The 22717-nt window shown below is 56.6% G+C and carries 18 protein-coding genes and 1 other RNA gene; 18 read left to right on the top strand and 1 reads right to left on the bottom strand.

The annotated features are described in order from the left end of the window. Nucleotides 1-47: 47 nt before the first annotated feature. From rpoD to ACK2JC_RS01600, 13 genes are all read left to right on the top strand, one after another. Nucleotides 48-1169, top strand: a complete 1122-nt coding sequence (gene rpoD / locus ACK2JC_RS01660) for an RNA polymerase sigma factor RpoD (protein WP_320938196.1) — start codon at nt 48-50, stop codon at nt 1167-1169. Then, nucleotides 1162-1905 (top strand): tRNA (adenine(22)-N(1))-methyltransferase, encoded by a 744-nt coding sequence (locus ACK2JC_RS01655; RefSeq protein ID WP_227169328.1) that lies wholly within the window; start codon nt 1162-1164, stop codon nt 1903-1905. The genes rpoD and ACK2JC_RS01655 overlap by 8 nt, the downstream gene beginning before the upstream one ends. Next, a complete protein-coding gene (locus tag ACK2JC_RS01650) occupies nt 1892-2689 on the top strand; it encodes a Nif3-like dinuclear metal center hexameric protein (RefSeq protein WP_092360293.1) in 798 nt (265 codons plus the stop codon). Before ACK2JC_RS01655 ends, ACK2JC_RS01650 begins: the two co-directional genes overlap by 14 nt. 36 nt (nt 2690-2725) lie before the next feature. Then, nucleotides 2726-4378 (top strand): nucleoside kinase, encoded by a 1653-nt coding sequence (locus tag ACK2JC_RS01645; protein ID WP_320938195.1) that lies wholly within the window; start codon nt 2726-2728, stop codon nt 4376-4378. A gap of 179 nt (nt 4379-4557) precedes the next feature. Further along, on the top strand, nt 4558-6669 hold the full coding sequence (locus tag ACK2JC_RS01640; RefSeq protein ID WP_227169329.1) for a sigma-54 interaction domain-containing protein: 2112 nt from the start codon (nt 4558-4560) through the stop codon (nt 6667-6669). A 323-nt stretch (nt 6670-6992) separates the two neighbouring features. Continuing rightward, complete coding sequence (locus ACK2JC_RS01635; protein ID WP_092360295.1) at nt 6993-8243, top strand: dicarboxylate/amino acid:cation symporter; 1251 nt, start codon at nt 6993-6995, stop codon at nt 8241-8243. A gap of 313 nt (nt 8244-8556) precedes the next feature. After that, nucleotides 8557-9726, top strand: a complete 1170-nt coding sequence (locus tag ACK2JC_RS01630) for a PatB family C-S lyase (RefSeq protein ID WP_320938194.1) — start codon at nt 8557-8559, stop codon at nt 9724-9726. 117 nt (nt 9727-9843) lie between these two features. Beyond that, entirely contained in the window at nt 9844-11094 is a 1251-nt protein-coding gene (locus tag ACK2JC_RS01625) for a dicarboxylate/amino acid:cation symporter (RefSeq protein ID WP_092360297.1), read from the top strand. A gap of 270 nt (nt 11095-11364) precedes the next feature. Beyond that, nucleotides 11365-11970 (top strand): NUDIX hydrolase, encoded by a 606-nt coding sequence (locus tag ACK2JC_RS01620; RefSeq protein WP_368271094.1) that lies wholly within the window; start codon nt 11365-11367, stop codon nt 11968-11970. A 14-nt stretch (nt 11971-11984) separates the two neighbouring features. Continuing rightward, nucleotides 11985-12275: a hypothetical protein gene (locus ACK2JC_RS01615; RefSeq protein WP_320938192.1), complete on the top strand. Its 291-nt coding sequence runs from the start codon at nt 11985-11987 to the stop codon at nt 12273-12275. 164 nt (nt 12276-12439) lie between these two features. Beyond that, nucleotides 12440-12798: RNase P RNA component class A (gene rnpB / locus ACK2JC_RS01610), an RNA gene on the top strand. A gap of 181 nt (nt 12799-12979) precedes the next feature. Beyond that, nucleotides 12980-14188, top strand: a complete 1209-nt coding sequence (locus tag ACK2JC_RS01605) for an AAA family ATPase (RefSeq protein WP_276854847.1) — start codon at nt 12980-12982, stop codon at nt 14186-14188. Continuing rightward, nucleotides 14185-14868: an RloB family protein gene (locus tag ACK2JC_RS01600; protein ID WP_320938221.1), complete on the top strand. Its 684-nt coding sequence runs from the start codon at nt 14185-14187 to the stop codon at nt 14866-14868. The genes ACK2JC_RS01605 and ACK2JC_RS01600 overlap by 4 nt, the downstream gene beginning before the upstream one ends. Before the next feature lie 47 nt (nt 14869-14915). Here ACK2JC_RS01600 and ACK2JC_RS01595 read toward each other — a convergent pair whose 3' ends face one another. Continuing rightward, on the bottom strand, nt 14916-15872 hold the full coding sequence (locus ACK2JC_RS01595; protein ID WP_092360628.1) for a LysR family transcriptional regulator: 957 nt from the start codon (nt 15870-15872) through the stop codon (nt 14916-14918). Nucleotides 15873-16042: 170 nt separating this feature from the next. Between ACK2JC_RS01595 and ACK2JC_RS01590 the strand changes: the two genes are divergently transcribed. From ACK2JC_RS01590 to ACK2JC_RS01570, 5 genes are all read left to right on the top strand, one after another. After that, nucleotides 16043-17431 carry an MmgE/PrpD family protein gene (locus ACK2JC_RS01590; RefSeq protein WP_320938191.1) on the top strand — a complete coding sequence of 463 codons (1389 nt, stop codon included), beginning with the start codon at nt 16043-16045 and terminating at the stop codon, nt 17429-17431. Between the two features lie 12 nt (nt 17432-17443). Then, nucleotides 17444-18706, top strand: coding sequence for a nickel-dependent lactate racemase (gene larA, locus ACK2JC_RS01585; protein WP_320938190.1), 1263 nt, complete (start codon nt 17444-17446; stop codon nt 18704-18706). A gap of 30 nt (nt 18707-18736) precedes the next feature. Then, nucleotides 18737-19810: a TAXI family TRAP transporter solute-binding subunit gene (locus ACK2JC_RS01580; protein WP_024734329.1), complete on the top strand. Its 1074-nt coding sequence runs from the start codon at nt 18737-18739 to the stop codon at nt 19808-19810. Nucleotides 19811-19880: 70 nt separating this feature from the next. Next, nucleotides 19881-21758 (top strand): TRAP transporter permease, encoded by a 1878-nt coding sequence (locus ACK2JC_RS01575; RefSeq protein ID WP_368271093.1) that lies wholly within the window; start codon nt 19881-19883, stop codon nt 21756-21758. Between the two features lie 4 nt (nt 21759-21762). Beyond that, nucleotides 21763-22644 carry a DUF6282 family protein gene (locus tag ACK2JC_RS01570; RefSeq protein ID WP_092360306.1) on the top strand — a complete coding sequence of 294 codons (882 nt, stop codon included), beginning with the start codon at nt 21763-21765 and terminating at the stop codon, nt 22642-22644. Nucleotides 22645-22717: the final 73 nt, after the last annotated feature.

The following is a 22717-nucleotide window of genomic DNA, read 5'->3' as shown; positions in this document are numbered from 1 at the left end:
GGGCCAAAGCCGTTGGAGTGCATTTTGGCAAAGAGGGGTGGACCGTTATGGACGAAAAGACCGTTGGACTCGAGGAAAAGCTGGCAGGGTTGCTGGCGGAGGCAAAGAAAAAGAAAAATGTGCTGGAGTACCAGGAAATCATGGACTTTTTAGGCACGCCGCCTCCGGACGCGGACCAGCTTGACCGGATATTTGAATTTCTGGATCAGAACAGTGTGGACGTGCTCCGGGTGGACGGAAAGGACGATCTGGATCCGGACCTTTTCCTGGAGGAAGAGCTGGAGGAGGAAGAGGAGATCGATGTGGAGCACATCGACTTCTCGGTGCCAGAGGGCATAAGCCTGCAGGATCCGGTCCGCATGTATTTAAAGGAGATCGGCAAGATTCCGCTGTTGGACATGGAGGCGGAGATACGGCTGGCCAGACAGATGGAGGAAGGCGACCGGGAGGCGGCCAAACGCCTGGCGGAGTCGAACCTGCGCCTGGTGGTGAGCATCGCCAAGCGTTATGTGGGCAGAGGCATGCAGTTTCTGGACCTGATCCAGGAGGGAAACCTGGGATTAATCAAGGCGGTGGAGAAGTTCGACTACCGCAAGGGCTATAAATTCAGCACCTACGCCACCTGGTGGATCCGGCAGGCCATCACCCGCTCCATCGCGGACCAGGCCAGGACCATCCGCATACCGGTGCACATGGTGGAGAATATCAACCGCCTGGTGCGTACCTCCCGCCAGCTGCTTCAGGAGCTGGGGAGAGAGCCCACTACCGAGGAGATCGCGGCCCGGGCGGATATGACCGTGGAGCGGGTTTCCGAGATTCTCAAGATGTCCCAGGAGCCGGTTTCCCTGGAAACGCCCATCGGCGAGGAGGAGGACAGCCATCTGGGGGATTTTATTCAGGACGACAACGTCACCGTACCCCAGGACGCGGCCACCTACACGCTGCTGCACGAGCAGCTGATGGAGGTTTTGACCACCCTGACCGAACGGGAGCAGAAGGTGCTGCGCCTGCGGTTCGGCCTGGACGACGGCCGTCCGCGGACCCTGGAGGAGGTGGGACGGGAGTTTAACGTCACCCGGGAGCGGATCCGGCAGATCGAGGCCAAGGCGCTGCGCAAGCTGCGCCACCCCAGCAGAAGTAAAAAGTTAAAGGATTATCTGGATGAATAGAAAAACCAATGATACGACGGAAAAGACAGTGAAATTATCCGCGCGCCTGGCTGCGGTGGCCGCTCTGGTGGAGCCGGGAAGCCGGGTGGCGGACGTGGGCACGGACCACGGTTACATCCCCATCTACCTGGTGCAGACCGGGATCGCGGACCGGGCGCTGGCCATGGACGTGCGCCCCGGTCCTCTGGAGCGGGCCAGGGCCCATGTGGACAGGCTGTCCCCCGGATGCCGGGAGCGGATTGAAACCAGGCTCTCGGACGGGCTTAAAGCGCTTTCGCCGGGGGAGGCGGACACGGTGGTGATCGCCGGAATGGGCGGCGAGCTGATGATCCGCATCCTGGACGAGGGACGCCATATGTGGGACAGTCTCAGACGCCTGATTCTCTCCCCTCAGTCGGAGCTGCAGAAGGTCCGGCATTTTTTGTCTCAGGAGGGGTTTTGCATCCTGGGGGAGAACATGGTAAAGGATGAGGGGAAATATTATACCGTTATGGAAGTGGGCCGCGGATCCATGGAGTACGGCAGCGAGGCGCTGTACCGTTACGGGGCCTGCCTGATCCGGGATAAAAACCCGGTGTTAAAGGAATATTTGCAGAGCGAAAAAAAGCGGGTGGAGGGGATTCTCGACCGTTTAAACGCGGCGGGGGGACCGGCCACCGGGGGACAGGAGACGGCGCGCCGCCTTCTGGCGGAGGAATTGCAGTGGATCAAGGAGGCACAGAATGAGATGCAGTGAGATTATTGAGCGGCTGAGGGAGCTGGCGCCGGAGACATGCGCCTGCGATTGGGACAATCCGGGGCTTCTGGCTGGCCGTCATGACAAAGAGGTAAAACGCATATATATAGCACTGGACGCCACGGACACGGTGGTGGAGCGGGCCGTGGCATTGAAGGCCGACATGCTGTTGACCCACCACCCGCTGATCTTTAAGGCGGTGAAGCAGGTCAATGACCAGAATTTTATCACCCGGCGCATCCTGCGGCTGATCCAGGCGGATATCTCCTATTTTGCCATGCACACCAATTTTGACTCCGCGCCCGGCTGTATGGCCGATCTGGCGGCGGCGCGTCTGGGCCTGCGGGACTGCGAGCCCTTAGAGCTTATGGGGGAGATGGGAGAGAAACCCTACGGCATCGGCAAGATCGGCAGCCTGAAGCAGCCTATGGAGCTGGAGCAGCTGGCCCGCCGGGTGAAGGAGGCCTTCGGGCTGCCCTTTGTGGTGGTCTACGGACAGAACCGGGTGCCAGATCCTGTTCACAGGGCCGCCATCTGCCCGGGAGCGGGCGGAAGCGAGATCGAGCGGGCCATCGCCGGAGGGGCGCAGGTGCTGGTGACCGGGGATATCAGCCATCATCAGGGCATCGACTCCGTGGCCCGGAACATGGCGGTGATCGACGCGGGCCATTACGGCTTGGAGCATATTTTTATCGACTATATGGCAGGATTCCTGGAGGAGCAGTTCGGCCGGGACCTGGAACTGGTGAAGGCGCTGCCGGAGTGGCCGGCGGTGGTGCTGTAGCGGACGGAGGCGTCCATTGGATTGGAGGAGATGGATATGGCGCAGGTAAGAATCGGAAATGAAGTGCGGGAGTATCCGGAGGGAACGACCTGGCTGGAGGTGGCCGGGGAGTACCAGCACTTTTATGAGAACGATATTTTGCTGGTGCGGGTGAACGGCAAGCTGCAGGAGCTGCACAAGCACGTGCGGGACTGTAACCTGACCTTCATCACCGCCAGGGATAAGCCGGGTATGAGCGCGTACCAGCGCAGCGCTTCGCTGCTCATGTTGAAGGCGTTTTACGACGTGGTGGGCGCAGAGCGGGTGCGCAAGGTGTCCGTGGACTTTTCCATCGGCAAGGGATTTTTCGTGGAGCCCTCCGGGGATTTTGAGCTGACGCCTGAGCTGTTAAATCAGGTGAAGGCGAAGATGCAGGAGTATGTGGAGGAAGCGATCCCCATCATGAAGCGCAGCGTTCACACGGACGACGCGGTGGAGCTGTTTCACCGCCACGGCATGTACGACAAGGCCAGGCTGTTTAACTACCGGCGGGTTTCCCGGGTGAATATCTACAGCATCGGCGGCTTTGAGGACTACTATTACGGGTATATGGTACAGAATACGGGGTATATCCGGTATTTTGACCTGATTCCCTACCACTACGGCTTTGTGCTGATGATGCCCCAGATGTCGGACCCCAAAAAGCTTCCTGCCTTTGAGCCTCAGGAGAAGCTTTTCGCTACCCTGACGGAATCCTCCCTTTGGGGAAAGCGCATGGACCTGGAAAATGTGGGCGCGCTCAACGACCGCATCGCCTCGGGGCAGATGCAGCGGTTAATTCTGGTGCAGGAGGCGCTGCAGGAGAAGCGGCTGGCGGATATCGCGGCAAAGATCGCGGAGCGGGGAAATGTCAAATTCGTGATGATTGCAGGCCCCTCCTCCTCGGGCAAGACCACCTTTGCCCACCGCCTCAGCGTTCAGCTGGAGGCCATCGGCTTAAAGCCCCATCCCATTTCCGTGGACAATTACTTTGTGGACCGGGTGAACAGCCCCAGGGACGAACAGGGCAATTACAATTACGAGGCCCTGGAATGTCTGGATCTGGAGCAGTTTAACGGGGATATGCTGAAGCTTCTGGCAGGGGAGCAGGTGGAGCTGCCCTATTACAATTTCAAGAAGGGCGTGCGGGAGTACAAGGGCGATTTCATGCGCCTGGGGCCCACGGACATTCTGGTGATCGAGGGCATCCACTGCCTCAATGAGAAGATGTCCCACGCCCTGCCCAAGGAGAGCAAGTTCAAGATTTACATCAGCGCGCTGACTCAGTTAAATATCGACGAGCACAACCGGATTCCCACCACGGACGGGCGGCTTCTGCGCCGCATGGTCCGGGACGCCAGGACCAGGGGCAACCCTGCGAGGGAGACGATCCGCATGTGGCCTTCGGTGCGCAAGGGGGAGGAGGAGAACATTTTCCCCTTCCAGGAGGAGGCGGACGCCATGTTCAACTCGGCCCTGATCTATGAGCTGGCCATTTTGAAGCAGTACGCGGAGCCATTGCTTTTCGGCATCCCCAAGGACTGCGACGAATACCTGGAGGCAAAGCGCCTGCTCAAGTTCCTGGATTATTTCCTGGGCGTGAGCAGCGAGGATATACCGAAGAACTCGATCCTGCGGGAGTTTATCGGCGGCAGCTGTCTGAACGTATAGCCCGCCGGGCGGATGCCCTGTTGCAGTCACGGCGGACTGCGCGGGGGATCCGCATTTTTTAGATGCGGAGAGGGCGCGTGAGCGGATGGGCTGGGCTGCGGGCCTGCTGTGTGGGCGGTTTGCGAATGCGGCGCGTTACCGGGGCGGCCTGCGGGGAATACCTGAGAGGAGTATAGGATATGAAAAAGACGATTTCCGTGGTGGCGCTGGACCCCAGGGCGGGCAGCTTTTACGCGGATGAGATTCAGGCGCTGTTTGGGAAATATGTGTCGGTCCGCATGTACAGCGTGCGGGACGGTTCCGCCATGGGGCATCTGGAGCAGGCGGACCTGTTTGTGGTGTCCACGGACGCCTTTGACACCACGGAGGAGATGCAGCAGCACATTCCCGCGGACTGCCAGGTCATGGGAATCGAGGTTTCCTACCGCTGGTCCACCATCCAGAAGCTGCGGGAGATTCCCAAGGGCACCAGGGCCCTGTTCGTGAACATGACCCTGAAAATGGCACGGGAGGGTATCACCCAGCTGGAGCACCTGGGCGTCAATCATTTGGAGCTGATCGCCTATTATCCGGGGGCGGAGCTTGCGGAAAATGTGGACCTGGCGGTGACGCCGGACGAGGAGCGGTACGTGCCCAAGGGGATCCGGCAGGTGATCAAGCTTCCCCACCGGTCCTGCACCTCGGGCATGATGATCGAGATCGCGCTGCGCCTGGGTTTTGAGGAGCTTTTGGAGACCAGGGAGTTTCAGGCTTATTTCCTGTCCATGGCCACCAACGATTACAGCTTCGGCCACATGCTGGAGCGGTCCACCCGCGTGGAGAGCCGTTTCGACATTCTAATGGAGATTCTGGACGAGGGGCTGATCGGCATCAATGAAAAGGGGGAGATTTTCGCCTGCAATGAGAAGGCGCGGGAGATCACCAGAGTGAGCCCGAACCTGATTGCGGGGCGGCGCGGGGAGGAGGTATTTCCCTATATCCCATTCCGGAAATGTCTGGAGACCAGAACCGTCCAGCAGGCCCAGGTGATCAATGTGGGCGGGACCAACGTAAACCTGACGGTGATTCCGGTGATGCGCCAGAGCGAGTGCATCGGGGCCTTTGCCACGCTGCAGCGCTTCAACGACGTGGAGAAACGGCAGAATGAGCTGCGCAGCCAGCTGTTTCACAAGGGGCACCGGGCGAAATACACCTTCGACGACATCGTGGGCCAGTCCGCGGGAATCTGCCGCACCAAGGAGATTTTAAAGCGTATGGCTCTCACGGAATCCCCGGTGCTTCTGATCGGAGAGACCGGAACCGGAAAGGAGCTGTTCGCCCACGCGGTGCACAGCGCCTCCAAGCGCAGCGACGGCCCCTTTGTGGCCATCAATGTGGCGGCCATGCCGGAGAACCTGCTGGAGAGCGAGCTGTTCGGCTACGAGGAGGGAGCGTTTACGGGGGCGAAAAAGGGCGGGAGGCCGGGACTGTTCGAGTTCGCCCACACCGGAACCCTGTTTCTGGACGAGGTGGAGGGCATGAGCCAGGCCATGCAGATCAAGCTGCTGCGGGTTCTCCAGGAGCGGGAGATCATGCGGGTGGGCGGAAATCAGATCATCCACGTGGATGTGCGCATCATCGCCGCCACCAACGAATCCCTGGAGAAAAAGGTGGAGGAGGGCAGCTTCCGGCGGGACCTGTATTACCGGATCAACACGCTGCCCGCCCTGATTCCTCCGCTCAGGGAGCGTGGAAACGATATTTTTCTGCTGCTGGAGCGGTTTGCCGGGGAGACTCAGAGAAAATTCAGCCTTTCGCCCCAGGTAAAGCAGATTTTGGCCGGATACAGCTGGCCCGGCAATATCCGGGAGCTGCACAATGTGGCGGAATATTTCAGCTATACGGGCCAGGAAGTGATAAGGCCCGAGGACCTTCCGCCCACCTTTCTCAGGGGACGGGAAATGACAGGGCCGGACTGGCACGGAGCCGCCCGCCAGAAATCGGGTCGCAACGCCGCCTGGAGGGAGGAGCCCGAAGCCTGTAGCCAGGAAGGACAGAAGGAGCGTAGCATGGAATTCTGGTTTGTGCTGGAACAGCTTTGCAGAGCGGCCCGGGAGGGCAGGCTGATCGGCCGGGAGTCCATTCTGGCGGCAGCCAGAGAGGCGGTGTTTCCGTTATCCCAGAAGGAGGTGCGCGGCCTGCTGGAGGAGATGGAGCGGGAAGGCCTGGCCAAGATCGGCCGCGGCAGAGGCGGCAGCCGGGTCACCCCGGCGGGCATGGAGTTGTGGAAAAAGCGGCAAATAACCAGATAGACCAATTTTTCCAGGGGATTTAGCGCAGTGTTAACAACCAATTATAGCCCTGGCTTTGGCCGGGAACGAGAAAATTGAGCAGAAATGGTACGCAAAACGGGAGGTTCTGAAGAAAATTCAGAATCTCCTTTTGTTTTGGCACATAAGTTGCTCTATATAAAGGTAGAAGGAGCGATCAGATCAGGCGCCGATTTTAAGGCGCCGGGACGGAACGGAAGGGGGCGAAGCGCAGCTTTAACCAGATAACGGATCAGCCTGGAGGCTGGGATTACTCCGGCATTTCGGGGCCGTATTGAGAACGAAAAAGAATTGGAGGGAAAAATATGGATAAGAAGCGTATTTGGAAGAGTTATCGTTTTCCGATCATTCTGGTGATGGGAATCATTGTGGGCGCTCTGCTGGGCGTGACGCTGGGGGAGAAGGCCACGGTGCTGAAACCGCTGGGCGATATTTTCCTGAACCTGATGTTTACCATCGTGGTGCCCATGGTGTATGTGTCCATCACCACGGCGGTGGGCAACATGGTGAATATGAAGCGTCTGGGGAAGATTCTGGGCAATCTGGTGGTCACCTTTATCATCACCGGAATGTTTGCGGCCGCGCTGGTTCTGGTGGTGGTCAATATCTGGCCTCCCGCGGCCAACACCACCATCCAGCTGGCAAACGCAGAGATGCAGGAGGCGGCCAGCGTGGGCGATTTGCTGGTAAATTCCCTGACGGTAAATGATTTCTCGGGGCTGATGAGCCGCAATAATATGCTTCCGATCATCGTGTTCGCCATCCTCTCCGGCGTATGCGTCAGCGCCTGCGGCGGCGAGGAAAGCCCGGCGGGCCGTCTGTTAAACAATTTAAATGACATCATCTTTAAAATGGTGGATGTGATCATGAAGCTGGCTCCTATCGGGCTGGGCGCATACTTTGCAAATCTGGTGGGCGAGTTCGGGCCGGAGCTGATCGGGGATTACGGCCGGGCCATGGTGATCTATTACCCCATGTGCCTGGTGTACGTGGTCATCGCATTTCCGGCTTACACGTACTTTGCAGGTGGAATGACGGCTGTGAAGCGCATGCTGAAGCACATCCTGAGTCCGGCGCTCACGGCCTTTGCCACCCAGAGCTCCGTGGCGGCGATTCCGGCCAACATGGAGGCCTGCCGGAAGATCGGAGTTCCGGAGGATATCAGCAATATCGTATTACCCATGGGCGCGACCATGCACATGGACGGCTCCGTGCTCTCCTCCATCATCAAGATTTCATTTTTGTTCGGTATCTTCGGGCAGCCGTTCACCGGAGTGGGAACCTACGCCATGTCCGTGGTGGTTGCGATCCTGAGCGCGTTTGTGCTCTCCGGAGCGCCGGGAGGAGGGCTGGTGGGCGAGATGCTGATCGTCAGCCTGTTCGGCTTCCCGGCGGAGGCATTTCCGCTGATCGCGACCCTGGGATTTCTGTTTGACCCGGCGGCGACCTGCCTGAACTCCAGCGGCGACACCATCGCTTCCATGATGATTACGCGCATGGTGGAGGGCCGGGACTGGCTGGCAAAACGCATCGCCTCCGGTGAGGCGGAGGCATAAAAAATGGACCCGCTGGCAGTGCGGGCGGGATAGAGGGCCGGGCGGCTGGGACGCCTGGCTCTCTCTTTTTGAAATAATTGACCAATTAAAATTATAATAACCAATTAAAATAAAAAACGAACCAATTAAACCAATTAAATTGAAACTACCAGACATTATTCCCCGTCTCATGTACTGGAAAAAGTACACAAAATCGTGGTTTTTAATTTATTTCACCTTGCTTTTGCATTTGGCACGATAATTGCTATATATTATGGCATAAGGAATAAAACACCGGGCAGCCGAAAATGGCTGCGGAAAGGATGGATGAGAAATGAAATATGATTTTGATCAGGTGATTGACCGGAGCGGAAACCGCGCCTCCAAGTATGACGAGCGGGTGATGAAGTTCGGCACCGACAAGGTGATCCCGCTTTGGGTGGCGGATATGGACTTTAAGACGGCCCAGCCCATTATCGATGCCTGCGTAAAGAAGGCGGAGGAAGGGATCTGGGGCTACACTTCCAGACCGGCCAGCTATTTTGAGGCTGTAAAGGGGTGGGAGAAACGACGCAACAACTGGGATGTGGACACCTCTCTGATGAGCTGGAGCCTGGGCGTGGTGCCCGCCCTGTCCGTGCTGGTGAAAATCTTTTCCCACACCGGCGACAAGGTGATGATTCAGACGCCCGTTTACTCCGAGTTCTACGATGTGACCGAGGCCTGGGAGCGGGAGGTCGTGGAGAACAAGCTGGTGGAGGAGAACGGAACGTGGCACATCGATTTCGAGGACTTTGAGAAAAAGGCCAAGGAAGTGAAAATCTTCCTGCTGTGCAGCCCCCACAACCCGCTGGGCATTGTCTGGAGCCGCGAGGAGCTGCAGCGTATGGCGGATATCTGTATTGCCAACGACGTGCTGCTGGTGTCCGATGAGATCCATTCCGACCTGATCTTCCACGGCAAGAAGCACATCCCCACCGCCACCCTTTCCCCGGAGATCGCGGGCAAGGTGATCTCCTGCGTGTCGGCCACCAAGACCTTCAACCTGGCGGGACTGCAGGCGTCCACCACCATTTTCCCGAACCTGGACATGAAGAAGAAATTCGACCGGTTCTGGATGAATATGGATATTCACCGCAACAACGCCTTCAGCTCCGTGGCAATGGAGGCGGCCTACAACGAGGGCGAGGAATGGCTGGAGCAGCTTCTGGAGTACATCTCCGGGAACTTCGATTACATCAAGGAATACTGTGACAAGTACATTCCCAAAATCAAACCCAGCGTTCCGGACGCCACCTATCTGGTGTGGCTGGACTGCCGTGAGCTGGGTATGGACAACGAGCAGCTGAGAAGCTTTATGATTGAGAAAGCCGGCCTAGGATTGAACGAGGGTTATACCTTCGGGCGCAGCCTGTCCGGATACATGCGGCTCAATGCGGCCTGCCCCAGAAGCGTGCTGGAACAGGCGATGAAACAGCTGAAGGAAGCGGTTGAGACACTGTAAATTTACGGCAAGGGGAACTGTGCGGCCCCCACGGCTGCGGGAAATGGGAATCGCGTGGCCCGCGGGGCGCTCGCAGGCGTAAATTACAGAGGAAAACATACATATGGAGGGACGAATATGGATAAGAAAAGTATTTGGAAGAGCTACCGGTTTCCGATTATTCTGGTAATCGGCATTGTAGTGGGCGCGCTTTTGGGCGTTACCCTGGGAGAAAAGGCCACCGTATTAAAGCCGCTGGGCGATATTTTCCTGAACCTGATGTTTACCATTGTGGTGCCAATGGTATTTGTGTCCATCACCACGGCGGTTGGAAACATGGTCAACATGAAACGCCTGGGCAAGATTCTGGGCAACCTGGTGCTGACCTTTATCGTAACCGGCCTGTTTGCAGCCGCGTTGGTGCTGACCGTGGTCAACATCTGGCCTCCGGCGGCCAACACCTCCATCCAGTTCGCAAACGCTGAGATGGCGGAGGCGGCCAGCGTTGGGGATATGATCGTAAACTCCCTGACCGTAAACGATTTTTCCGGCCTGATGAGCCGCAGCAACATGCTGCCGATCATCGTGTTCGCGATCATTTCCGGCATCTGCGTCAGCGCCTGCGGCGGCGAGGAGAGCCCGGTGGGTAAGCTGCTCAACAACTTAAACGACATCATTTTCAAGATCGTCGGCCTGATCATGAAGCTGGCTCCCATCGGACTGGGCGCGTATTTTGCCAACCTGGTGGGCGAGTTCGGACCCGAGCTGATCGGCGACTACGGCCGTTCCATGCTGGTGTATTACCCCATGTGCCTGGTTTACGTGGCGGTGGCCTTCCCGGCTTACGCCTACTTTGCAGGCGGAACCGTGGGTGTGAAGCGCATGCTGAAGAACATTTTCAGCCCCGCCATCACGGCGTTTGCCACACAGAGTTCCGTTGCGACCATCCCGGTGAATATGGAGGCCTGTAAAAAAATGGGTGTTCCCGAGGACATCAGCAACATCGTGCTTCCCATGGGCGCAACCATGCATATGGACGGTTCCGTGCTGTCCTCGATTGTGAAAATCGCGTTCCTGTTCGGCGTGTTCGGCCAGCCCTTTACGGGCGTTGGCACCTACGCCATGGCTATTGTGGTGGCGATCCTCAGCGCATTCGTGCTGTCCGGCGCTCCGGGCGGCGGCCTGGTGGGCGAGATGTTGATCGTCAGCCTGTTCGGCTTCCCAGCGGAAGCATTTCCGTTAATCGCTACCCTGGGCTTCCTGTTTGACCCGGCTGCAACCTGCTTAAACGCCAGCGGCGACGCCATCGCTTCCATGATGATCGCACGTATGGTGGAGGGCAAGGAGTGGCTGACCAAACGGATCGCTTCCGGCGAGGTTGAGGCTTAAACATAGGGGTCGAATCCTTAAAAGTGGGTCTGGGGCCGTGTAAATGGCTGATTGGATTTAAATAAATGGAAAGAGGGCCGGGCGGCTGTGAAATGCCCGGCCCTTTTTAGCCCCTTTTTGGTAGCTGCGCGGGGGCGCCGGAGTTTGCTAACGTTTGCTAAGGCTTGGAGCGGTCTGCGTTGACGGGGCATTTGGGGCGTGTTACAATAATTGGAACGGAAGAGAAACGAGAGCTTCGGACGCGGTCCGGGGCGGAGAGGAAGCGCAGCCATGGCGGATGAGATGATTCAGAAGATCAGGGAATATAAGCCCTTTAACGAACAGGAGGAGCGGGACCGGGAGGTGCTGTTAAGGCTGCTCTCAGGGGCGGAGGACGTGTATTCCAGGGAAAACCTGACGGCCCACATGACGGCTTCGGCCTGGGTGGTGAATGAGGCCCGGGACAAGGTATTGATGGCCTACCACAACATTTACCATTCCTGGTCCTGGCTGGGCGGACATGCGGACGGGGAGCGGGACTTGCTGGCCGTGGCCCTGCGGGAGGTGGGGGAGGAGAGCGGCGTTATCCATGTGAGGCCCCTTTCGGAGGAGATATTTTCCCTGGAAATTCTCACCGTGGACGGACATGAAAAACGCGGGAAATACGTGCCGTCCCACCTGCACCTGAACCTGACCTACCTGCTGGAGGCCCGGGAGGGGGACGCGCTGTCCATGAAAGCGGATGAGAACAGCGGCGTGGCCTGGTTCGACCTGGAGGAGGCGGTGAAAGCCTCCACGGAGCCATGGTTCAAGGAACGGATTTACGGAAAGCTCAACGAGAAGCTGCGACGGTGGAGGGCGGACCGGAAGATTGGACCGGAACCGGTTGAAAAATAACGGCAGGAGGTGGCATGATGGGAGGGACGCCCTCTTTTGAGCTGACTTTTTTCGGCATGGAGCGAAGTGTCCCGGACTGTCTGATCAGGCTGATCCGGGACCTGGAACAGGGGATCATATCCGAGGCGGAATTTGAGCCGTACAAGGTGCGCGGGGCGGTCTGCTATGCGGTGGACGTGCTGATGGGGAAACGTTGGGCCTGGGAAGGGGAGTTTCGGGATTCCTGGGGGTACAGCTCCGCGAAACGGGAGGCTTACAGCCGGTATGCGGGGTTGAGGCTGGCGGAGGGAGGAGAGGACGTCTGATGCTGTGCGCACACTGACTTGTTTGGCGAGCTTGTGTGTTACGGCGAAATGCCATACAAGTAAGGATTGTGTTTATATTGGATGGAAAATGTTTAATCGGTAAATTTCAGCCCGCTTGTTTTGACTGGACAAATCCCGCCCGCTGTGCTAAACTAAAACAGTTGTGAGTAGGACAAATGGCCGCTGCTGCAATACCGAAAGGCTGCAGGAGAGGAAAGTCCGGGCTTCACAGGGCAGGGTGCCAGATAACGTCTGGCGGAGGCGACTCCAGGGACAGTGCAACAGAAATGTACCGCCGCCCGCGGCCTGTCCGCGGACGGTAAGGGTGGAAGGGCAGTGTAAGAGACTACCGCCCGCCTGGTAACAGGCGGGGCACATGTAAACCCCACTCGAAGCAAGACCGAACAGGAAGCATATGGCGGCCCGTCAGCTTCCGGGTAGGTTGCTGGAGGCTGCCGGTGACGGCAGTCCTAGATAGATGGCCATTCAACGACATAACCCGGCTTATCGTCCTGCTCACAATCTTTTAGGTTTCGGAGAGATCCGGGGCCTTTTTTCGTTTAATAAAATCAGAAGCCTTATATAAAACTAAAGAAAATGATTTTTATATTAGTTTTCAGAAAAATATTTTTCGAAAATGAATATAAAATTTGAAATGCACACAGAATCATGCTATAATAAAAGCCAGAAGGGAGGTTATCGAAATGTTGTGTCAGTTTTCCTTTAAAAATTTCAAATCATACAGAGATGAAACGGTATTTGACTTTCAGGCAGCCACCTTGCCGGAGTTTGCCGATACGCTGATCCGAATGGAAAAATGCGGCGATCTATTGCCGGTAGGCGTCATTTACGGTCCAAACGGCGGCGGCAAGACGAATCTGTTACAGGCGTTGTCCTGCTTGATCTCTACAGTCGTAAAACCTATTCACGATCTGGAAAAGAATCGTTTGAATGTGATTTTGCAGGAACGGGTCGCTTGTGTTCCGTTTTTATTCAACGAAGACTCGGTTAAGGAACCGTCCGAGTTTCAGATATATTTTCGCACAGCGCAAAATGAGTTCCGCTACTATTTGGCAATTCTGAGAGAGGAGATCGTGGCCGAATCACTGTACAGGAAAAAAATCGGAGGAAAGAAACCGGCTCGTATTTTTGAGCGGGAAGGGGAGGAGATCGTTCTCGGCCCAAGCATCAGCAAAAGTAACATAAATACAGATGTGAATGCGAAAATGCCATATCTTTCCTTTTTGGCAATCAACTATAATCTGCCGGTTATTTCCGAAGTACAGGAATGGTTCGAGTCCTGCATGATCCGCAGTTACGCAAACCCAATGGCGGAATTTCAGATCATGCTTTCAGAAAAAGAGGCGTTTAAAGAAAAAATTCTGTGCTTTTTGAATGATATGGGAATTGATATCGATGATTACCGCCTGGACTCCGAGGAAAAGCAGCTTTATCTAAAACGGACGATACATGGAAAAGGATATGAGCTGCCCTTTCATTATGAATCGGATGGAACGAAGAAATTGATCGCCGCCTTGCCGGTAATTTTGCTGGCAATGTATGAAGGGCGATTGGTCATCATCGATGAATTGGACGCGAAATTACATCCGAAGCTTTTGCGCTATGTCATTTCACTATTCAAGAATCCTGGGATTAATATGAAGGGAGCACAGTTGCTGTTTACGTCCCATGATATGAGTACGATGAAAAACACGGTCTTTCGCCGGGATGAAATATGGTTTGCCGCGGAAAACCAGGAACACGGCAGCGAGCTTTATTCGCTCTATGAGATCAGGCGCGAGGATAACGAGCGGGTGAATTATACGGCCGCCTATGATAAACAGTATCTGGAAGGAAGATATGGCGCAGATCCCTACCTCCAGAATATGCTGAATGGAGGCGATTGGAAGTGAGCTTAAAGCCTCTTAAAAAGAGCGATATGAATAAAGAGTGGATGAGAACCAGAAGAGACAAGCCCAGAAAGATCCAGCCGGAATACCATCTGATTGTGACAGAAGGGACGAATACGGAACCGGCATATTTTGGCGCAGTTAGAGACACGGTCAATCGCAGATATCGCGGTAAAGTTCAGCTAGATATTTTTGGGGAAGGCGATAACACACTGAGTCTTCTGGAACGAGCACGCCAAAGAAAACGGATGAGCCCATATGTTTATAAGCACGTATGGGTTGTATATGATACCGACGATTTTCCTGCCCGGCATATTGATAAGACTGCGGTTCTCTGTAAGGAAATTTCCACGGAGGAGACGGAATATCATGCAATCTGGTCCAACCAATGCATCGAATTATGGTTTTTGCTGCATTTCGGATATATGCACTCGGACCTGCATCGGAATGCATATTGGCCGAAACTGTCGGAGTGTCTGGAGCGTATCGATGCCGGATGCTATAGAAAGAATCGCGAGGATATGTATACGATTCTTTGTCCCTATATTGGATTTGCGATTCACAACGCGAAGCGGTTGGATGCGGAAAACGCAGGTAAGCCACCGTCGCAATCCGCACCCGGAACAAAAGTGTTTGAGCTGATTGAAAAGCTTAGCCCATATCTGCTGGCAGAAGATATGTGACGGCTCAGCCCATATAGATCCTATAATAGACAAAAGAACCGTGAGAATCAATTCTCAGCGGTTTTTTTGTTCCCCACATCATTGCTCAGCGTACTCTTAAGCGTCTCAATAAACCGCAGATCCGCCTTCGACAGATAAGCCTCCGGCATCGTGGTGATACACATATTCCAATACGGATCATACTGATCATGGATGGAGAAGAAGGCGGGCTTTTTGTCGTAGGACACGGCCACGGAGTAGGAGGTGGGCACCAGGGTGACGCCGTAGCCCTCGGTGGCGAGGAGCTGTGCGGTGCGGTAGTTGCCCAGGGTCAGGGCCAGATTGAACTGGTTCAGCCCGGCGTTTCGCAGAATTCCCTCGGATACCTGGCGGATGCGCTGCTGTTTTTGGAGCAGAAGCAGAGGTTCCTCCTTTATATAGGAGAGATCCAGCAGCGGAAACGGGTAATCCGGGTCCGAAACGGCCAGCTGGTTTAAATGGCTGTCCTCCGAAGCCACCACGATAAAAGGATCCCGGCGCAGGGAATTGTATTTGAACATGGGCTTATGGCAGACCGGGGACACGTGGATGACGGCGAAGTCCAAGTCTCCGCTGACCAGCTTCTCCTCCAGGATGGTGGAGTTGGCCTCCGTGATAAAGATTTCGATGGCCGGACACTGGTCCTTGAATTTGGGCAGCACCTTGGGCAGCACAATGGAACTCAGGTGCGGCGTGATACCCAGATGAATCCGGCCGGTTTTCAGATTGTTCAGGTCGCTGACTGCCACCTCCAGGTCTCCGTAAATCTTCAGAATCTGGTTGGCGGCCTGGTAATACTTTTCTCCGATATAGGTCAGCGTCAGCCCGCCCGGCGTCCGGTTGAACAGCGGAGCTCCCAGAGAGTCCTCCAGCCGCTGGAGCGACTGGCTCAGCGAGGGCTGGGCGATAAACAGTTTCTTAGCCGCCTTGGACATGTTTCCGATCTCGGCGATTGTCTTTACATAAAGCAGTTCTTTACTTGTCACAAAAATCCCCCCATATAAATAAAGCATTTTTATAAAGTTACTCAAAATATAACCAAAGTATTGAGAAGAAGCTGTAAAAATCCATAGGTTTTTCCTGTTGTGCCGATACTTTTTTAGTATTTGCTTATAACTAAAAACAATTATATAATAAAAACAACCAATAAACAAGCTTGATTTTACGGAAATTTGACAATTTCGGAGGAAATAAATTGGAATTAAGGGATTTAGCACATTTTTTGACTAATTTAGAATTGAAAAACATACATAAAATTGTCAAAAAAACTGCGAACTTGTGCATTTTGGACTCCGTTGGAGTAGCCATCGGCGCAAAGGAAAACCCGCAGATCCAAAATGTGCTGCGCGATTATCTGGAGATATGCGGCAATAAAGGGAGCGCCCATATCTGGGGAACCGGGAAGCGGGTGCCGTTACTCACCGCGATTTTCATGAACGCCATGATGGGCCACACCCTGGAGCTGGACGACGTGCACACGGATTCCAAGACCCACATTGGCACCGTGGTGGTGCCTGCGGCCTGGAGCATGGCGGAGTACCTGGGAAAAACCGGGGACGAGTTCCTGCTGGCCGTGATCTGCGGCTACGAGACCATGGCCCGGATCGGAATGGCCCTGGGGGTCTCAGCCCACCGGAATCTGGGATGGCATGTGACATCCACGGCCGGAACCTTCGGAGCGGCGGCGGCCTGCGCCAAGCTCCTGGGCCTTGACGAGGATCAGACTGTCAGCGCCCTGGGCCTGGCGGGAACCCAGTCCTTCGGGACCTGGGCGTTCCTGGCGGACGGAGCCACCAACAAGGTGCTTCACCCGGCCAGGGCGGCGGCAAGCGGTTGCGAAGCCGCGCTCCTGGCAAAGGCCGGGATGACCGGGCCGGAGTTCATTCTGACGGCTGAGGACGGCGGGCTGTTTAACAACATGACCAATGAGCCGAAGCCGGAGATGGTGGCCAATGGTCTGGGAGAGAAGTGGTACATCATGGAGATGGACAACAAGCCTTACCCCTGCTGCAGAAGTACCCACTGCACCATCGACGGCACGCTGAGCCTGCGCAGGCAGGGGCTGCGGGCGGAGGATGTGGAGTCCATTGAGGTGCGAACCTACCTGGTGGGCAACAAGCAGTGCGGCATGAGCGATGGAAGCCGGAATCCGAAAAAGCCGGTGGACGCCAAGTTTTCCACCCCCTTTACCGTGGCCGCGGCGCTGCTGTACGGGGAGGTGACTCTGGAACATTTCAAGGAGGAATATATCCTCCGGCCCGAGATTCAGGAGCTGCTTCGCAAAGTGACGGTGGTGACGGACGGCCGGTTTACGGAAAAATACCCCGACCACTGGGGCTGCCGGGTCATTGCCACCTGCAAGGACGGCCGTGTGATGGAGCAGGAGGTAGAGGACGCTTCCGGCAGCGTGTACAATCCGCTGAGCGAGGAGCAGGTCCGCAGCAAGGTGACGGCCCTGGTCCGGGAGACCTGCGGAGCGCAGGCGGAGGAAATTGTGGCAGCGATACTGTCCCTGTCCGGGCGCAGCGGGCTGCCGGTAGTCTGAAGGAGGGAGAAAATGACGACAATACGAGTTCCCTACGGGGACGGATGGCAGGAGGCGCAGATTCCGGACGGAGTATCCGTCCAGGTGATCGACCCGGCCTGCGAGCCGGTGGAAACTCCGGTGGAGGAGCTGGTTGAGGAAGCTCTGGATCACCCGATCGGCACGCCCAGGCTGGAAGAGATGGTGTCGAAGCAGGACAAGGTGGCCATTATCGTAAACGACCACACCCGCCCCGGACCCAACGCCCAGCTGGTGGACGCGCTGATGAAACGCCTTGAAGCCGCTGGCGTGGCGGACGAGCAGATTTGTTTTGTGATCGCCACGGGAAGCCACAGAGCTTCCACCACGGAGGAGCTGGACAAGATACTGGGAGAGAAGTACCGCAAACGGATTCGGGTCCGCAACCACGACTGCCGGGACGGCGACCACGTGAACATTGGAACCACCCAGTCCGGCATGCCGGTCTGGATCGACCGGGAGGTGGCGGAGTCCAGCTTTATCATCACCACGGGGCTTATAAATCCCCACGCCACCGCGGGGTTCAGCGGCGGCAGAAAGAGCATTGTGCCGGGAGTTGCGGGGATCGAGACGCTTCACATCCACCATTCCCTGCCCATCCGCCCCTTTGACCCGGCCATGGGATATTTCGAGGAGAATCTCTTCCACCAGGCGGCGCTGGAGGCAGCCAAAATGACCAAAGTCCGCTTTATCGCCAATCTGGTGCAGGACACCCACAAACAGAACATCGCCTGTGTGGCGGGTGATCTGGAGCAGGCCCACCAGGCCGGAGTGGAGATTTGCCGCAAGGCCAATACCGTGAAAATGGACAGCCTGGCCGAGGTGGTGATCGTAAGCCCCGGCGGGGCGCCCCGGGACAAGGATTTGTACCAGGCCCAGAAGGCCCTTTCCGTGGGCGAAGTATTCGCCAAAAAAGAGGGCTGCACCTTCATTCTCTGCGCCAAGGCGGACGAGGGCATCGGCGAGGGGCTGTTCCGCACCTGGCTGGAGGAGGCCAAGGAACCCGGGGAAGTGATCGAGCGTTTCCGGGAAGAGGGCTTTAACGTGGGAAATAACAAGGCGTTTATGTACGCCAGGGCCATGTTGAAGGGAAAGGTTCTGATCGTCAGCGATCAGGTGGACCGGTCGGATCTGCAGAATATGATGCTGGACGGAGTGCCGTCCCTTCAGGAAGCGGTGGACCTGGTCTGTGAGAGAGAAAAACCGGAGCATATCATCGTTCTCCCGAGAGCGGTCAATATTATTCCGGCAATATAAAATGAAGTAGATGAAGAGAGGAGTCAGAAAATGAAAAAAATGTTAGCGTTAGCCTTAAGCGCAGCTTTGGCTGCAGGCACTTTGGCAGGTTGTGGAGGTTCCGGCGGCTCTGACAGCGGAGCAACCACTCAGGCGGCGGCCCAGGGAGGGAGCGCCGAGACAAAGGCAGAAGCAAAAACAGAGGCAAAGGATGTGTTCTGGACCTTTGCAGCACCGCCCGCAAGTTCCGCGCTGTATCCGTACTGGGTGTCCGTGGGACAGGCTGTATCCACCGTTTTCCCACAGTATAAGATCACCACTTCCGAGTCCCAGGGCGCGGTAGCCATCACCAAGAGCGTGCGCAACGGCGAGGCGGATGTGGGCAACTCCGTGTCCTCCACCGACTATGAGAACTACAACGGAACCGGAACCTTTGAGGGCCAGCCCTTCAAGGATCTGAGAATGCTGTTCTACTACGAGGTAACCGCGGAAATGTTCTGCACCACCAAGGATTCCGGCATCACGGACTTAAAGGGACTGGATGGCCAGAGATTTAACCCCGGCGGCACAGGAACCTCCGCTGAGGACCTTTGCCACAAGATTCTGGGCCTGTTCGACGTGAACCCCGACTATTTTGTAGCCAGCCAGGCCGACGCCGCGGACGCTTACTCCAACCGTGAGATCGTGGGAACCATCAAGCTGGGCCCGGTGGTTGACAGCTACGTGATGCAGCTGAACGCCAGCGTTCCGGTGAACGTGATCAACTTAAGCGACGAGGAGATCGCCAAGATCATCGAGGCGTATCCCTTCTTAATCAAGGTTACCATTCCCGCGGGCACCTACGACGGAATCGATCAGGACGTCAACACCGTGGGCACGCCCCAGGGCGCGCAGACCACCACCAAGCTGTCCCAGCAGGATGGTTACAATATTGTGAAAGCCATGTTCGACGATGGAAAATCCATCTGGCAGGCGGCGTATCCTTCCGGCGCTGAGAACGACTATGTGGCCATGACCCTGGCCTCCACCGTTCCGCTGCACGCAGGCACGGTTCAGTATTTCGTGGAGCAGGGCATCGAAGTTCCGGAAGAGCTGATTCCGCCGGAATATGTAGCGGTTCAGTAAAACAGAGCGATCAATCACATTACGGCCCAACGGATTCCGGTTGGGCTGTAATACAATAGGAGGGTAAACAATGAGAAAACTTACCGGCTTTTGGCGGCATGTGGTGACGGCCCTGTCCGTTATGCTCGTGCTGTTCCAGCTTTACACCGCCGGCTTCGGCGTATTTCCGGATATTGTGCAGAGAAGCGTGCATCTGTTCTTTGTGCTGACCATGCTGTTTCTGCTCATGCCGGCGAACAAGAAGAAAAAGACGGACACAGTGCCGTGGTACGACGTGGTGCTGTCCATGATCTGTATGGTGTGTACCGGCTACATGATTTTGATTTACGAGAAAATCCTTTGGGATCCCAGCCAGTGGATCAACAGCTTTGACAAGATCTGCGCCGTGCTGCTGACGATTCTGATTCTGGAGGGAAGCCGCAGGGCCGTGGGCCTGACCTTCCCCATTATGGCGGCATTTTTCCTGTTCTACGCAGCCTTCGGCCAGATTTTCCCGGGCCTGTGGGCTCACAAGAACTTTAGCTTTAACCAGATTTTCCAGAACCTGTACCACACCACCAACGGAATCTGGGGTCAGATGGTGGGACTCTCCGCCGGAATGCTGGCCATGTTCGGCATTTTCGGGGCGATCCTGTCGGTGACCGGAGGTTCCCAGACCTTTATCCGCCTGGCCCAGAAGATGACGGGCAAAGCGGTGGGCGGGCCCGGCAAGGTGGCCCTGATCGCCAGCGGTCTGTTCGGAATGGTTTCCGGAAGCGCCATGGCCAACGTGGTGGCCACCGGCACCTTCACCATCCCCATGATGAAGGACGCGGGTTACAGCAAGGAGTGGTCCGCCGCCATCTCGGCCGTGGGTTCCACCGGCGGCCAGATCATGCCCCCGATCATGGGAGCCGGCGCCTTTATCATGGCCCAGCTGATCGGACTTTCCTACCTGACCATCGCCAAGGCGGCCATCGTTCCGGCCCTGCTGTACTACATGGGCGCGTTCGTGGCCCTGCACTACCTCTCCAAGCGGCTTAAGATCTTCGGCGAGGGCTGCAAAGAGAAGATCCGCGTAATCGAGTTTGCCATTATTTTCGTCCCGCTGGCCGTGTTCATCGCGTTCCTGGCCGTGGGTTACACCGTTACCAAGGCCGCGTTCTACGCCACGGTGGTGTCCGTGATCGTGACCGTGTTCAGTTTCGCAATGGCCACAAAGAACCCCGCCCAGACGGCAAAGCAGGCCGGCGGGCTGTGCATGAAGGTGGCGAAATCCGGCGCGGAGAGCATCCTCGGCATGGCGGGACTGCTGGCGGGCGCGCAGATTTCCATCGCCCTGATCTCCCAGACCGGCTTCGGCGTCAAGCTTTCCAGCCTGATCATGAGCCTGGGCGGCAATTACCTGTTCCTCTGCCTGCTGCTCTCCATGGTGGTGTGCTTTATCCTGGGAATGGGCCTTCCGCCCACGGCGGCCTACGTCCTGGCGGCGGCAATCCTGGCTCCGGCCCTGATTTCCCTGGGACTGGATCCGCTGGTCGCCCATCTGTTCGTATTCTACTTTGCCAACTTCGGGGCCATCACGCCGCCTGTGTGCGCCGCGGTGTTCCTAAGCTCTGGCATCGCGGAATCCAACTGGCTCAAAACCGGCGGCCTGTCGGTGATGATCGCAATCCCGGCCTTTGTAGTGCCCTTTACCTTTGCCTACAATGACGCCCTGATGCTCAGCGGTTCCCTGATGGACATTGTTCTGGGCGTGATCACCAGCGCGATTGGCGTGTACTTTATCGGTCTTGCCATCGCCGGATTTATGAAGCGGGAGATGAGTCTTATACCCCGCGCCCTGATGTTTGTGGGCGGCATCGCCATGATCGTGCCCCACATGATGGTCAGCCTGATCGGCCTGGCGCTCTGCATCGTGGCGTTCGTGTTCTGTGCAGGCAACAAAAAGCAGTTAAAGGAGGCGTAATCAAATGGGATTAATTACAATGGAAGGCGCATGCGACCTTCATATTCATACAAGCCCGGATATATTTGAGCGGATCGCGGACGACGTCAGGACGGCGGAGGCCTGCCGGGACGCCGGGATGAAAGCCATCGTGTTCAAATGCCATGCGGACACCACCATGACCCGCGCCTGGCACACAGAACGCCAGGTGCCCGGAATCCGGGTGTTCGGCGGAATCGTGCTGAACTTAAACGTAGGCGGCATCAACCCCGCGGCCGTGGACGTGGCCCTGAAGCTGGGCGCGGTGGAGGTGTGGATGCCCTCCTACCATTCTCTGGCCCACTACAAGGCCACCGGTAAAATGGGCGGTTACGGCCACCAGGGCGCGGATGTGACCACCAACTACCCGGTAAAGCCCATCACCATTCTGGACGAGAAGGGGGAGCTGATCCCGGAGATTTGGCCCATCCTGGAGCTGGTCAAACAGCACGACGCTATCCTGGGAACCAGCCATCTGGGCTCTGAGGAGGGCTTGAAGCTGATCCGCGCGGCCAGGGAGGTGGGCTGCCGCAAGGTGGTGCTGACCCATCCCTTCTTCGCGCCGCCCTCCTGCACCGTCGAGCAGATCAAGGAAGCGGTGGAGCTGGGAGCGTTCTGCGAATTCTGTTCCGGAAACGCCCTAAGCCCCATTCCCGCGCCCATTCCGCTGGAGCTCTACAAGGAGGCAGTGGACGCCTGCGGCAGCGAGAACTTTATCATTTCCAGCGACACGGGCCATCCCAGAAAGACCATGGCCCCGGAGACCAGCCGCATGTTCGCCCAGAGCCTGACCTACAAGGGTGTGAAGCAGGCGGACGTGGAGCGGATGCTGAAGGACAACTATCACAAGCTTTTGGATTTCGAGTAGGTTTAAGAGGCCGGAGTATCAGAAACCGGCGTATCAAAAACGGCCCGGCGGAGCGCTTGCTGCTCCGGCCGGG

Source organism: Enterocloster lavalensis, from assembly GCF_046603895.1.
Taxonomy (GTDB): Bacteria; Bacillota; Clostridia; order Lachnospirales; family Lachnospiraceae; genus Enterocloster; species Enterocloster lavalensis.
This window is presented reverse-complemented; position numbering and strand designations above follow the sequence as displayed.

Excerpts from the sequence above, each read along its gene's own strand:
- rpoD (WP_320938196.1), top strand. The coding sequence starts at position 48 with ATGGACGAAAAGACCGTTGGACTCGAGGAAAAGCTGGCAGGGTTGCTG.
- ACK2JC_RS01655 (WP_227169328.1), top strand. The coding sequence starts at position 1,162 with ATGAATAGAAAAACCAATGATACGACGGAAAAGACAGTGAAATTATCC.
- ACK2JC_RS01650 (WP_092360293.1), top strand. The coding sequence starts at position 1,892 with ATGAGATGCAGTGAGATTATTGAGCGGCTGAGGGAGCTGGCGCCGGAG.
- ACK2JC_RS01645 (WP_320938195.1), top strand. The coding sequence starts at position 2,726 with ATGGCGCAGGTAAGAATCGGAAATGAAGTGCGGGAGTATCCGGAGGGA.
- ACK2JC_RS01640 (WP_227169329.1), top strand. The coding sequence starts at position 4,558 with ATGAAAAAGACGATTTCCGTGGTGGCGCTGGACCCCAGGGCGGGCAGC.
- ACK2JC_RS01635 (WP_092360295.1), top strand. The coding sequence starts at position 6,993 with ATGGATAAGAAGCGTATTTGGAAGAGTTATCGTTTTCCGATCATTCTG.
- ACK2JC_RS01630 (WP_320938194.1), top strand. The coding sequence starts at position 8,557 with ATGAAATATGATTTTGATCAGGTGATTGACCGGAGCGGAAACCGCGCC.
- ACK2JC_RS01625 (WP_092360297.1), top strand. The coding sequence starts at position 9,844 with ATGGATAAGAAAAGTATTTGGAAGAGCTACCGGTTTCCGATTATTCTG.
- ACK2JC_RS01620 (WP_368271094.1), top strand. The coding sequence starts at position 11,365 with ATGGCGGATGAGATGATTCAGAAGATCAGGGAATATAAGCCCTTTAAC.
- ACK2JC_RS01615 (WP_320938192.1), top strand. The coding sequence starts at position 11,985 with ATGATGGGAGGGACGCCCTCTTTTGAGCTGACTTTTTTCGGCATGGAG.
- ACK2JC_RS01605 (WP_276854847.1), top strand. The coding sequence starts at position 12,980 with ATGTTGTGTCAGTTTTCCTTTAAAAATTTCAAATCATACAGAGATGAA.
- larA (WP_320938190.1), top strand. The coding sequence starts at position 17,444 with ATGACGACAATACGAGTTCCCTACGGGGACGGATGGCAGGAGGCGCAG.
- ACK2JC_RS01580 (WP_024734329.1), top strand. The coding sequence starts at position 18,737 with ATGAAAAAAATGTTAGCGTTAGCCTTAAGCGCAGCTTTGGCTGCAGGC.
- ACK2JC_RS01575 (WP_368271093.1), top strand. The coding sequence starts at position 19,881 with ATGAGAAAACTTACCGGCTTTTGGCGGCATGTGGTGACGGCCCTGTCC.
- ACK2JC_RS01570 (WP_092360306.1), top strand. The coding sequence starts at position 21,763 with ATGGGATTAATTACAATGGAAGGCGCATGCGACCTTCATATTCATACA.